Annotated in this window: 10 protein-coding genes; all 10 read left to right on the forward strand. The window is 51.0% G+C overall.

Annotated elements, in window-relative coordinates; genetic code table 11:
- Positions 1 to 145: 145 nt before the first annotated feature.
- The 10 genes from sdhC to cydA all read left to right on the forward strand — a co-directional run bounded on the left by sdhC (position 146) and on the right by cydA (position 13,624).
- Complete coding sequence (gene sdhC, locus EIP93_RS07170; RefSeq protein ID WP_010284996.1) at positions 146 to 535, forward strand: succinate dehydrogenase cytochrome b556 subunit; 390 nt, start codon at positions 146 to 148, stop codon at positions 533 to 535.
- Positions 529 to 876, forward strand: a complete 348-nt coding sequence (sdhD, locus tag EIP93_RS07175; protein WP_010284997.1) for a succinate dehydrogenase membrane anchor subunit — start codon at positions 529 to 531, stop codon at positions 874 to 876. Before sdhC ends, sdhD begins: the two co-directional genes overlap by 7 nt.
- The gene (gene sdhA, locus EIP93_RS07180; RefSeq protein WP_039482751.1) at positions 876 to 2,642 is read left to right on the forward strand and encodes a succinate dehydrogenase flavoprotein subunit; all 1,767 of its coding nucleotides are present in this window, start codon (positions 876 to 878) and stop codon (positions 2,640 to 2,642) included. Before sdhD ends, sdhA begins: the two co-directional genes overlap by 1 nt.
- A gap of 16 nt (positions 2,643 to 2,658) precedes the next feature.
- Complete coding sequence (locus EIP93_RS07185) at positions 2,659 to 3,375, forward strand: succinate dehydrogenase iron-sulfur subunit (RefSeq protein WP_109225126.1); 717 nt, start codon at positions 2,659 to 2,661, stop codon at positions 3,373 to 3,375.
- Between the two features lie 275 nt (positions 3,376 to 3,650).
- Positions 3,651 to 6,458, forward strand: coding sequence for a 2-oxoglutarate dehydrogenase E1 component (sucA, locus tag EIP93_RS07190; RefSeq protein WP_103970697.1), 2,808 nt, complete (start codon positions 3,651 to 3,653; stop codon positions 6,456 to 6,458).
- Positions 6,459 to 6,473: 15 nt separating this feature from the next.
- Entirely contained in the window at positions 6,474 to 7,700 is a 1,227-nt protein-coding gene (gene odhB, locus EIP93_RS07195; protein ID WP_103860241.1) for a 2-oxoglutarate dehydrogenase complex dihydrolipoyllysine-residue succinyltransferase, read from the forward strand.
- Between the two features lie 202 nt (positions 7,701 to 7,902).
- Positions 7,903 to 9,069, forward strand: coding sequence for an ADP-forming succinate--CoA ligase subunit beta (gene sucC / locus EIP93_RS07200; protein ID WP_010299192.1), 1,167 nt, complete (start codon positions 7,903 to 7,905; stop codon positions 9,067 to 9,069).
- Positions 9,069 to 9,941 (forward strand): succinate--CoA ligase subunit alpha, encoded by an 873-nt coding sequence (sucD, locus tag EIP93_RS07205; RefSeq protein ID WP_010299194.1) that lies wholly within the window; start codon positions 9,069 to 9,071, stop codon positions 9,939 to 9,941. The genes sucC and sucD overlap by 1 nt, the downstream gene beginning before the upstream one ends.
- A gap of 218 nt (positions 9,942 to 10,159) precedes the next feature.
- On the forward strand, positions 10,160 to 11,329 hold the full coding sequence (locus EIP93_RS07210; RefSeq protein ID WP_125232481.1) for a YfaP family protein: 1,170 nt from the start codon (positions 10,160 to 10,162) through the stop codon (positions 11,327 to 11,329).
- Between the two features lie 726 nt (positions 11,330 to 12,055).
- Positions 12,056 to 13,624 carry a cytochrome ubiquinol oxidase subunit I gene (gene cydA / locus EIP93_RS07215; protein ID WP_103860242.1) on the forward strand — a complete coding sequence of 523 codons (1,569 nt, stop codon included), beginning with the start codon at positions 12,056 to 12,058 and terminating at the stop codon, positions 13,622 to 13,624.
- Positions 13,625 to 13,636 lie beyond the last annotated feature (12 nt).

Below are 13,636 nucleotides of genomic sequence, written 5' to 3' on the forward strand. Positions count from 1 at the left end.
ACCCAGTATGAAAGGATCATGCGCTGTTTAGACACCGGAATGTCGATGTTTGAGCGCGTATCGTAAACCCACTTTTCAGGGCCGTAACTTTCATGCTGTCTGACCTCACATCAGGCCCGGAGGAAGAAACAATAATAAAAGCTGTGTGGGCAAATCCGTGAAAAAACAAAGACCTGTCAATCTGGAATTGCAGACGATCCAGTTCCCCGTTACTGCGATAGCATCTATTCTTCACCGCGTCTCCGGCGTTATCACCTTTGTCGCTGTCGGTATTTTACTGTGGCTGTTAGGCACTTCTCTTTCTTCAGAGGAAGGGTTCCTGCGCGCTGCGGAAATTATGGATAGCTTCATCGTCAAGTTTATCGTTTGGGGCATCCTCGTCGCGTTGGCTTATCACATTGTTGGTGGTATACGTCACCTGTTGATGGATTTTGGCTATATAGAAGAAGACTTTGCCGCAGGTAAGCGTTCTGCAAATATCTCCTTTATTATTACTGTCGTGCTTTCAATTCTGGCTGGAGTCCTCGTATGGTAAGCAATGCTTCTGCGTTAGGACGCAATGGCGTACACGATTGGTTACTGATTCGCGCTTCCGCCATCGTCATTGTTCTATATGTAATTTATATTATTGGTTTTATTGCTACGGCTGGCGACATCACGTATGAAATCTGGCGTGGTTTCTTCGCGATGGCTCTCACCAAAGTATTCACACTGCTAACGTTATTTTCCATTCTGGTTCATGCCTGGATAGGGATGTGGCAAGTGCTGACCGACTACATTAAACCGCTGGCCTTACGCCTGACTTTACAGTTGGCGATTGTGGTTGCGCTGTTGGTGTACGTCATTTATGGAACTATTGTGGTGTGGGGTGCGTGATGAATTTGCCTGTCAGAGAATTTGATGCAGTTGTTGTGGGTGCGGGTGGCGCAGGTATGCGCGCCGCGCTGCAAATTTCCCAAATGGGCCTGTCCTGTGCCCTGTTATCGAAAGTGTTCCCAACCCGTTCCCATACCGTGTCCGCGCAAGGCGGTATTACCGTTGCGCTGGGCAACACCCATGAGGACAACTGGGAATGGCACATGTATGACACCGTAAAAGGGTCGGATTACATTGGCGATCAAGACGCCATTGAATATATGTGTAAAACCGGCCCGGAAGCGATTCTGGAACTGGAACACATGGGGTTACCGTTCTCCCGTCTGGATGATGGCAGCATTTATCAGCGTCCGTTCGGTGGTCAATCCAAGAACTTTGGCGGTGAGCAGGCTGCACGTACCGCAGCCGCGGCTGACCGTACCGGTCATGCGTTGCTGCATACGCTGTATCAGCAGAACCTGAAAAATCACACCACTATCTTCTCCGAATGGTACGCCCTCGATCTGGTGAAGAATCAGGATGGTGCGGTTGTCGGCTGTACGGCGATCTGTATCGAAACCGGTGAAGTGGTCTATTTCAAAGCGAAAGCGACCGTGTTGGCAACTGGTGGCGCGGGACGTATTTACCAATCCACGACCAACGCACACATTAACACGGGTGACGGTGTGGGCATGGCGCTGCGTGCTGGCGTTCCGTTGCAGGACATGGAAATGTGGCAGTTCCACCCAACGGGTATTGCTGGTGCGGGTGTGCTGGTGACAGAAGGTTGCCGTGGTGAAGGCGGTTACCTGCTGAACAAACACGGTGAACGCTTCATGGAACGTTATGCGCCAAACGCGAAAGATCTGGCTGGCCGTGACGTTGTTGCCCGTTCCATTATGATCGAAATTCGTGAAGGCCGTGGCTGTGAAGGCCCGTGGGGACCACACGCCAAGCTGAAACTGGACCATCTGGGTAAAGATGTTCTGGAATCCCGTCTGCCGGGCATTTTGGAGCTGTCTCGCACATTTGCTCACGTCGATCCAGTGAAAGAGCCGATTCCTGTTATCCCAACCTGCCACTACATGATGGGCGGTATTCCGACCAAAGTGAGCGGTCAGGCGTTGACGGTGAATGAGAAAGGCGAAGATGTGGTGATTCCAGGGCTGTTTGCCGTGGGTGAAATTGCCTGCGTCTCGGTTCATGGTGCTAACCGTCTGGGCGGTAACTCGCTGCTTGATCTGGTGGTATTCGGTCGCTCAGCGGGTATTCATCTGCAAGAGTCGTTGAACGAGCAGGGCGAAAGCCGTGATGCCAGCGAATCCGATATTGAAGCCTCGCTCGACCGTCTGAACCGCTGGAACAATACCCGTTCAGGGGAAGATCCGGTTGAAATCCGCAAGGCGCTGCAATCCTGCATGCAGAATAACTTCTCGGTCTTCCGCGAAGGCGATGCGATGGCGAAAGGGTTGGAAGAGCTGAAAGTGATTCGTGAACGCCTGAAAAATGCGCGTTTAGATGATACCTCAAGTGAGTTCAACACCCAGCGTATCGAGTGTCTGGAGCTGGATAACCTGATGGAAACCGCGTACGCGACAGCGGTATCGGCTAACTTCCGTACCGAAAGCCGTGGCGCACACAGTCGCTTCGACTACCCAGAACGCGATGATGAAAATTGGCTGTGCCATTCGTTGTATCTGCCGCAAACCGACAGCATGACGCGCCGTGAGGTGAACATGCAGCCTAAACTGCGTCCGGCGTTCCCGCCGAAAATACGTACTTATTAATCGCGGAGATCAAACGATGAAACTCGAATTTTCTATTTATCGTTACAACCCGGATGTTGATGATGCTCCGCGGATGCAGGATTATCAGTTAGAGGCGGAAGAAGGCCGCGACATGATGCTGCTGGATGCGCTGATGCTGCTAAAAGAACAGGATCCGACGCTCTCATTTCGTCGTTCCTGCCGTGAAGGCGTCTGTGGTTCTGACGGCGTTAACATGAACGGTAAAAACGGGCTGGCCTGTATTACGCCTGTTTCCGCGTTACAGCGTGGAAAAAGCAAAATTGTTATCCGTCCTTTACCGGGATTACCCGTTGTGCGTGATTTGGTAGTGGACATGGGGCAGTTCTATGCTCAATATGAGAAAATAAAGCCTTACCTGTTGAATAATGGGAAAAATCCGCCGGCGCGCGAACATCTGCAATCGCCAGAACAACGTGCCAAACTGGATGGGTTGTATGAATGCATCATGTGTGCCTGCTGTTCAACGTCTTGCCCATCGTTCTGGTGGAACCCGGACAAGTTTGTTGGACCTGCGGGGCTGCTGGCGGCGTATCGTTTCCTGATTGACAGTCGCGATACGGAAAGTAATCCACGACTGGACGATCTGGACGATGCATTCAGCGTCTTCCGCTGCCACGGCATCATGAACTGCGTCAACGTGTGTCCGAAAGGGTTGAACCCGACCAAGGCTATTGGTCATATTAAATCGATGCTGTTGCACCGTAGCGCGTAATGACTCGTCAGTACGTAACGTGTTATTGCATAAAGATTAAGTAGTAAAACATGTATCTCCCTCTGAAGTTGCTATTCTTCAGAGGGAGCGCAGGAAACCTTTAAAAACCGGCTTACGCGCCCGAACCGGTTTTTAAAGGTTCCTTAGGGGGGATGGATACCCTAAGCGCGTACCGAAGTACGACAAGTGAACCGTTTTTACGGCGAACAATATACGGACACTAATTACATGTTAACCACGGCGAAAACTGAAGCTTATTAGCTTAAGGGATCATAATGCAGAACGGCGCGATGAAGGCCTGGCTGGATTCCTCCTATTTGGCGGGTGCGAATCAGTCCTACATAGAGCAACTCTATGAAGATTTTTTAACCGATCCTGACTCGATCGAACATAGCTGGCGCTCGATCTTCCAGCAATTGCCTACGAGTGGGGTCAAACCGGATCAACTCCATTCCAAAACGCGTGAATATTTCCGCCGTCTGGCGAAAGACTCTTCGCGCTTTACCTCGTCAGTCACCGATCCCGATATTGATGCTAAGCAGGTCAAGGTATTGCAGCTGATCAATGCGTTCCGCTTCCGTGGACATCAGCAAGCTAACCTGGACCCGATCTTCCTGCGCCCGCAGGAACCTGTTGCAGAATTGGATCTGGATTACCACAATCTGACGCAGGATGACCTACAGGAATCTTTCAACGTGGGGTCTTTTGCCATTGGCAAAGACACCATGAAGCTGGAAGATCTGTATGACGCACTGAAACGCACCTATTGCGGTTCTATCGGTGCGGAATATATGCACATGACCAGTACGGAAGAGAAACGCTGGATCCAGCAGCGTATCGAATCGGTAATGGGGCAGCCGTCATTCTCTCTGGAAGAGAAACGTCGTTTCCTGCAAGAGTTAACCGCAGCTGAAGGGCTGGAGCGGTATCTGGGGGCCAAATATCCTGGCGCCAAGCGTTTCTCGTTGGAAGGCGGTGATGCACTGGTTCCGATGCTGAAAGAGCTGATTCGCCATGCGGGTGCAAACGATACTCGCGAAGTGGTATTGGGGATGGCACACCGTGGCCGCCTCAACGTGCTGATCAACGTATTGGGCAAAAAATCTCAGGATCTGTTCGACGAATTTGCCGGTAAGCATAAAGAACACTTGGGCACCGGTGACGTGAAATATCACCAGGGCTTCTCGTCTGAATTCGAGACGGCTGGCGGTCTGGTGCATTTGGCGCTGGCGTTTAACCCATCGCACCTGGAGATTGTCAGTCCGGTAGTGACGGGCTCAGTACGTGCGCGTCTCGATCGTCTGAATAGCCAGAGTGGTCCACGTGTTCTGCCAATCACCATTCACGGCGATGCGGCAGTCAGTGGTCAGGGTGTGGTTCAGGAACTGTTGAATATGTCGACGGTGCGTGGCTACGAAGTTGGCGGCACGCTGCGTATTGTTATTAACAACCGTATCGGTTTCACCACGTCTAACCCGCTGGATATCCGTTCCACCGAGTACTGTACCGATATCGGTAAAATGGTACAGGCACCGATTTTCCACGTTAACGCAGACGACCCGGAAGCGGTGGCGTTTGTTACGCGTCTGGCGCTGGATTTCCGTAATGAGTTTAAGCGCGATGTGTTCATCGATCTGATTTGTTATCGCCGTCATGGTCATAACGAAGCTGACGAGCCAAGTGCAACGCAGCCGATGATGTACCAGAAGATCAAGAAGCACCCGACGCCGCGTAAGGTATACGCCGATCGTCTGGAGCAGGAAAAATCCATCACGCTGGAAGATGCCACCGAGATGGTCAACCTGTACCGCGATGCGCTGGATGCGGGTGAATGCGTGGTGGAAGAATGGCGTCAGATGGATATGCAGTCCTTTACCTGGACGCCGTATCTGAACCATGAGTGGGATGAACCTTATCCGCATGCAACGGAAATGAAACGTTTGCAGGAACTGGCAAAGCGTATCAGCGAAGTGCCAGAAGGGATTGAAATCCATCCTCGTGTTGCCAAAGTCTATACCGACCGTGCCGAAATGGCTGCGGGCAACAAACCATTTGACTGGGGCGGTGCAGAAACGCTGGCTTACGCCACGTTGGTCGATGAAGGCATTCCGATTCGCTTGTCTGGTGAGGACAGCGGTCGCGGTACGTTCTTCCATCGTCATGCTGTGGTGCATAACCAGAAAAATGGTTCCAGCTACACGCCGTTGAACCACGTACACAACGGGCAGGGCGAGTTCAATGTTTGGGACTCCGTATTGTCTGAAGAGGCGATTCTGGCGTTTGAATACGGCTATGCGACCGCAGAACCACGCACCCTGACCATCTGGGAAGCGCAGTTTGGTGACTTCGCCAACGGTGCGCAGGTTGTTATCGACCAGTTCATCAGCTCCGGTGAGCAGAAGTGGGGCCGGATGTGTGGTCTGGTCATGCTGCTGCCGCACGGTTACGAAGGTCAGGGCCCAGAGCACTCATCTGCTAGACTGGAGCGTTATCTGCAATTGTGCGCTGAGCAAAACATGCAGGTCTGTATTCCGTCAACGCCAGCACAGGTGTATCACATGCTTCGCCGTCAGGCGCTGCGCGGTATGCGTCGTCCGCTGGTGGTCATGTCACCGAAATCGCTGTTGCGCCATCCGCTGGCGATATCTTCACTGGATGAACTGGCAAATGGTTCCTTCCAGCCGGCGATTGGTGAAGTAGAAGAATTAGATCCGGCAGCCGTGAAGCGTGTCGTGCTTTGTTCCGGTAAGGTCTACTATGATTTGCTGGAAAAGCGTCGCAAGAACGAGCAAAAAGATGTCGCGATCGTCCGTATCGAACAGCTTTATCCGTTCCCGCATCAGGCCGTTCAAGCTGCGTTGGAATCGTTTGCCCATGTTCACGATTTCGTGTGGTGTCAGGAAGAGCCGCTGAATCAGGGAGCCTGGTATTGCAGTCAGCACCATTTCCGTGAAGTGATTCCGTTTGGGGCTTCTTTACGTTACGCAGGACGCCCGGCGTCTGCATCACCCGCCGTTGGCTATATGTCCGTACACCAGAAACAACAGCAAGATCTGGTTGATGACGCGCTGAACGTTGATTAAATAAAAGGATAGATAATGAGTAGCGTAGATATTCATGTACCCGACCTGCCTGAATCCGTCGCTGACGCCACTGTTGCTACCTGGCATAAAAAACCAGGCGATAGCGTTCAGCGCGATGAAGTACTGGTTGAAATTGAAACTGACAAAGTTGTGCTGGAAGTGCCTGCCACTGAAGCCGGCATCCTGGATGCCATACTGGAAGAGGAAGGTGCTACGGTAACGTCTCGCCAACTGCTGGGCCGCATTCGTCGTGGCGACAGCTCTGGTAAAGAAACCAGCGAGAAGTCACAGAGCAAAGAATCAACACCGTCACAGCGCCATACGGCTGGTCTGGAAGAAGAGAACAGCGATGCGCTCAGCCCGGCGATTCGCCGTCTGATTGCAGAGCACGATCTCGATGCGGCTGCGATCAAAGGCAGCGGCGTAGGCGGTCGAATTACCCGTGAAGACGTGGATAAGCATTTGGCTGCCCAGAAGAAAGAGCCTGCTAAAGCGGCTAAGTCCGAGGCTCCGGCGGCTTCTCCGGCACCCGCTCTGGGCGCGCGCAGCGAAAAACGCGTACCGATGACGCGTCTGCGTAAGCGTGTTGCAGAACGTCTGCTGGAAGCGAAAAACAGTACGGCAATGCTGACGACGTTCAACGAAATCAACATGCAGCCAATCATGGATCTGCGCAAGCAGTACGGCGACGCATTTGAGAAGCGTCACGGCGTGCGTCTGGGCTTCATGTCCTTCTACATCAAAGCCGTGGTCGAAGCGCTGAAGCGTTATCCAGAAGTGAATGCGTCTATTGATGGCGAAGATGTGGTTTACCACAACTATTTCGATGTCAGCATCGCGGTGTCTACCCCGCGTGGTCTGGTTACGCCAGTGCTGCGTGATGTGGATGCGCTGGGCATGGCCGACATCGAGAAGCGTATCAAAGAGCTGGCTGTGAAAGGCCGTGACGGCAAACTGACGGTTGAAGAATTGCTGGGTGGCAACTTCACGATTACCAACGGCGGCGTCTTTGGTTCTCTGATGTCTACCCCGATCATTAACCCACCGCAGAGTGCGATTCTGGGTATGCACGCCATTAAAGATCGCCCGATGGCGGTTGATGGTCAGGTCGTTATTCTGCCGATGATGTATCTGGCGCTGTCTTACGATCACCGTTTGGTTGACGGCCGTGAGTCCGTTGGCTTCCTGGTGACAGTGAAAGAGATGCTGGAAGATCCAGCGCGTCTACTGTTAGACGTTTAGTCCGACAGATAGGCTCTCGGGCGGATAACCCTGACGGTTTCCGCCCGAAACGATATACCAGATTATGTGCTATGCAGGCCGTTTTTTCTCAACGGCGTTATCCAAATATATCAGAGAGTTAATGGCGCTTTTCGCTACCGAAAGATTCGGTGATGAAAAACCGTCTGCCGACTTATCTCCAAACCTAAATGGATAGAACATCATGAATTTACACGAGTATCAGGCAAAACAACTCTTTGCTCGATATGGTTTACCGGCACCAACCGGCTATGCCTGTACCACACCGCGTGAAGCGGAAGAAGCCGCGTCTAAAATTGGTGCGGGTCCGTGGGTCGTAAAATGTCAGGTTCACGCAGGCGGTCGCGGTAAAGCGGGCGGCGTTAAAGTCGTCAGCAATAAAGAAGATATTCGCGCCTTTGCTGAAAACTGGCTGGGTAAAAAACTCGTTACTTATCAAACTGACGCACAAGGTCAGCCGGTTCATCAGATCCTGGTTGAAGCAGCAACGGATATCGACAAAGAGCTGTATCTGGGCGCGGTTGTTGACCGTGGCACGCGTCGCGTGGTGTTCATGGCGTCTACCGAAGGTGGCGTAGAAATTGAAAAAGTGGCGGAAGAAACGCCGGAGCTAATTCATAAAGCGGCGATCGATCCACTGGTCGGCCCACAGCCTTATCAGGGCCGTGAACTAGCCTTCAAACTGGGTCTGAGCGGTAAGCAAGTGGCTCAGTTCACCAAAATCTTCATGGGTCTGGCGACGCTGTTCCTTGAGCGCGATCTGGCGCTGGTAGAAATCAACCCGCTGGTTATCACCAAGCAGGGCGATCTGATCTGTCTGGATGGCAAGCTGGGTGCGGATGGCAATGCCCTGTTCCGTCAGCCTGAGCTGCGTGAAATGCGTGACCCAAGTCAGGAAGATTCCCGTGAAGCCCATGCGGCGCAGTGGGAACTGAACTATGTTGCGCTGGACGGCAACATTGGCTGTATGGTGAACGGTGCGGGTCTGGCGATGGGCACGATGGACATCGTGAAGCTGCACGGCGGTTCTCCTGCTAACTTCCTCGATGTAGGCGGTGGCGCGACGAAAGAACGTGTTACTGAAGCATTCAAAATCATCCTGTCTGACGACAAGGTAAAAGCCGTCTTTGTTAACATCTTTGGTGGCATCGTACGTTGCGATTTGATCGCTGATGGCATCATCGGTGCCGTAGCCGAAGTGGGCGTTAACGTACCGGTTGTTGTACGTCTTGAAGGAAACAATGCGGAACTGGGTGCCAAGAAACTGGCGGATAGCGGCCTGAATATTATTGCCGCGACCAGCCTGACGGGTGCGGCTCAGCAGGTTGTTGCAGCAGTGGGGGATAAATAATGTCCATTCTGATTAATAAAAATACCAAAGTTATCTGTCAGGGTTTTACCGGTAGTCAGGGGACATTCCACTCTGAGCAAGCACTTGCTTACGGTACGCAAATGGTTGGTGGTGTGACGCCGGGTAAAGGCGGTACGGAACATCTGGGTCTGCCCGTATTTAATACGGTACGTGAAGCGGTAGAAGCGACGGGGGCAACGGCATCCGTTATCTACGTTCCCGCTCCGTTCTGTAAAGACTCCATTCTGGAAGCGATTGACGCAGGCATCGAGTTGATTATCTGTATCACCGAAGGTATCCCGACGCTGGATATGCTGACGGTGAAAGTGAAACTCGATCAGAGCGGCGCGCGGATGATCGGCCCGAACTGCCCTGGTGTGATCACGCCGGGCGAATGTAAAATCGGTATTATGCCGGGCCATATTCACCTGCCGGGTAAAGTCGGTATCGTTTCTCGTTCTGGTACCCTGACGTATGAAGCCGTGAAGCAAACGACCGATGCTGGTCTGGGTCAGTCCAGCTGTGTAGGTATCGGCGGCGACCCGATCCCAGGTTCTAACTTCATCGATATTCTGAAGCTGTTTGAGCAGGATCCACAGACAGAAGCCATCGTGATGATCGGTGAAATCGGCGGTACGGCAGAAGAAGAAGCGGCGGCGTACATTAAAGAGCACGTGACGAAACCAGTTGTCGGTTACATCGCAGGTGTGACGGCACCGAAAGGTAAGCGCATGGGCCACGCTGGCGCCATCATCGCGGGTGGTAAAGGTACCGCTGACGATAAATTCGCAGCGTTAGAAGCGGCGGGTGTTAAAACCGTTCGCAGTCTGGCGGATATCGGCGATGCAGTAAAAGCGATATTATCACGTTAATCGATTAGCCGATTAAATATACCAGCCACCTTCGGGTGGCTTTTTTTATTCAAATTTGGCTTTCGGGAATAATTGAGTTACGCATGACTTCTACGGGGTTTTATTGGATAATTCGCGCGCCTGCAAAGGGCCGTTAGCGATAAACAGAAGTGATGATTACCTCATTTTTGATGTGTAAGCAGGGAATGATTAATTAATTTGCCTTAAGGGGATGTTGTGTGAAAGGAAATATAAAAGCGCTAGTTCTGGCACTGTCTACATTTACCTGTGCAGTCAGCGCACAGTCTATTAATATTGAAGTGCTAAGTGCGACTGTTAAAGATAAAAAAATTGATGATGCAACGGTTATTTTACAGAAGAACGGTGCGCAGTCAGTGACCGCACGCTCTGATGTCGCAGGCCGTGCGGCGCTCAACGCGCCATTCGACGTCGATCAAGACAGTCTGCTGATCATTAAAAAAGCAGGGTATTCCGATCTGGTAGTGAAATGCCCGTGTGATGGTATGACCTATGCGATTAGTCCAGTAATGAAAAGCCTGGACGGGATGCGAATTGTATTAACCTGGGGTGAAAAACCTGACGATTTAGATTCCCACCTTATTTATCCAGGTAATCATATTTATTTCAGCCATAAAAATGGACGCGATGCTAATCTTGATGTCGATGACACAGATAGTTTTGGCCCAGAAACGATCACGATTGATAAAAAGCGTTTAGGCGAAAGTTATATTTATGCCGTTCATGATTATTCAAATAGTGAGAAGGCGAATTCATTAGCGCTTTCCGCAAGCCGTGCAAAAGTATTTGTCTATGTTGGCAGCTCACAGGTACGTTCATATTCTGTCCCACTGAATAAGACAGGGAATATCTGGACGGTTTTCCGTCTTAACCCTAACGGTGATTTTGAAGATATCAATGCGGTTGGCGAGGCAGATTTCACCAAAGTGAAGGACAGCGATGCGCTGCCAATGGTGCTTAACTCTGCGCAGACGGCAGCTTCCGTTACTGGAAATGCTGCGCTGGCCAAAAACCTCAATCGTGACGGCGAAGCCGCCTACGGACGTGGTGAGTTAGAGCAGGCCACGACACTGTTTCTGGCCGCGATCGATCAGGATAGCGCGTTTGGTCAGGCATATAGCAACCTTGGCCTGACCTATCAAAAGCGGGGCAACATCGCCGAAGCCATTTGGGCTAACCGTAAAGCGATTTCGCTGGCAAATGGCAGCAACGCGGCAACCACGCGTGCCAGCTCGTACTACAACATTGCAAAAATCTACGAGAATGCGGGTCAGTTCAGCGATGCACTCCAGCATTACGAGCTTGCAAGAAGCGAGAAAAGTAACACGGTTTACGATAACGCCATTGAACGGATGAAAGCGAAGAAGTAAATCGCAGCATCTTGCTACGTGTCACTTAACCTGTAACCACAGCGGAGGCCTTTTGGTCTCCGCTGTGGTATGGCGCGTTACAAACTGGCGGTTCATAGGGGGGGAAGGGCAGGGGAATTCATGGCGAAAATACAGCGCCGTTGCCAGCAAGAAAAAATAGAAATTTGACATAAAATAGAAGATAAAAAATGCATGTGAATAATCGATAACGGAAAGTAAAAATTATATTGCTGAATTAATTTTAATTAAACCTAAAAGTCACATTGCATTAACAATGAGTGTAATAAGGAAATTAATGCAACGCGACAATCACGAGAAAAGCGTTAAATTGTTTTAGATCAAAAAACGCCTCTGGATATAATTTCTGAAATAGGCTTAAATTGCGCGAGGTCAATTATCGTCTTTCACGCCGTTTAGTGGAAAAGTTGATTTGAAGCCAAAAACCTAGTCTGGGTCACGTAAAAACCTATTTATTGTAGGGGATTACAGGCGTAATATACGGCTACCTCCCTATGGGGTACGCGATTTGTAATACTTGTGATTTATCTTGAGCTTGCTGTCGGGGTATCGCGATGCGACTGCCCTGGTGAACGGTATTTCTAGCGTTCATTACAGCCTGTGTTAAAGCAATTCTTGTTGTGTTCTTTTTGGGTGTAATGGCCGGATGTTTGGCAGCTTGTCAGCATTTGCAAGCTAATCCCTTCCTGCGAGGAGCAAGGAGTCAAAATGTTTGATGTAGTCGAACTGTCACGTTTACAGTTTGCCTTAACTGCAATGTACCATTTTCTATTCGTACCATTAACGCTGGGGATGGCGTTTTTGCTGGCGATTATGGAAACGGTATATGTGCTGTCCGGCAAACAAATCTATAAAGATATGACCAAGTTCTGGGGCAAGTTATTTGCAATTAACTTCGCTCTGGGGGTCGCTACCGGATTGACCATGGAGTTTCAATTCGGGACCAACTGGTCATATTTCTCTCACTACGTCGGGGATATTTTCGGCGCGCCGCTAGCGATTGAAGGCCTGATGGCATTCTTCCTGGAATCGACCTTTGTTGGCTTGTTCTTCTTCGGCTGGGACCGTTTAGGAAAAGTGCAGCATATGGCCGTGACCTGGCTGGTTGCGCTGGGCTCTAACTTCTCTGCACTGTGGATTCTGGTTGCCAATGGCTGGATGCAGAACCCCATCGCATCGGATTTCAACTTCGAAACCATGCGTATGGAAATGGTGAGCTTCGCTGATCTGGTACTGAACCCCGTTGCTCAGGTGAAATTCGTTCACACGGTAGCGGCAGGTTACTGTACAGGTGCGATGTTCATTCTGGGTGTCAGTTCTTACTATCTGCTGAAAGGCCGTGACATTGCGTTTGCCAAGCGTTCATTCGCTATCGCAGCAAGTTTCGGTATGGCTTCTGTCCTGTCCGTTATTGTACTGGGTGATGAATCTGGTTATGAAATGGGTGACGTACAGAAAACCAAACTGGCAGCGATTGAAGCCGAATGGGAAACACAGCCTGCTCCGGCATCCTTTACGCTGATCGGCATCCCGAACCAGGATACGATGGAAAATAACTATGCCATCAAGATCCCTTATGCTCTGGGGCTCATTGCCACGCGTTCTACTGACAAAGAAGTGACGGGTCTGAAAGAACTGCTGGTGATGCATGAAGTGCGTATTCGCAATGGTATGAAGGCTTACCAGTTGCTGGAAGAATTACGCGCGGGCAATACTGACCCGGCGGTAAAAGAAGCGTTCGAAAAGTCTAAGCAAGATCTGGGCTATGGCCTGTTGCTGAAACGCTATACGCCGAAAGTCTCTGATGCGACAGAAACGCAGATTCAACAGGCGGTTAAAGATTCTATCCCACGTGTTGCGCCGCTGTATTTCTCTTTCCGTATCATGGTGGGCTGCGGCATTCTGATGCTGTTGATCATCGGCCTGTCTTTCTGGACCGTTCTGCGCAACAAAATTGGTCAAAAACGTTGGCTGCTCCGTACGGCGTTGTACGGTATTCCGCTGCCGTGGATTGCTATCGAAGCCGGCTGGTTTGTGGCTGAATACGGTCGTCAGCCTTGGGCTATCGGTGAGATTCTGCCGACAGCCGTTGCGACGTCATCACTGACTGCAGGGGATATTCTGTTCTCCATGGGGCTGATCTGTGGTCTGTATACGCTCTTCCTGGTTGCAGAAATGTATCTGATGTTCAAATTCGCACGTCTGGGGCCAAGTAGCCTGAGAACAGGGCGCTACCATTTTGAACAACCTATAGCGGCTGCGCAGGAAGCACGGTAAACAGGAGTCCAC

It is taken from the genome of Pectobacterium versatile, from assembly GCF_003932035.1.
Classification (GTDB): Bacteria; Pseudomonadota; Gammaproteobacteria; order Enterobacterales; family Enterobacteriaceae; genus Pectobacterium; species Pectobacterium versatile.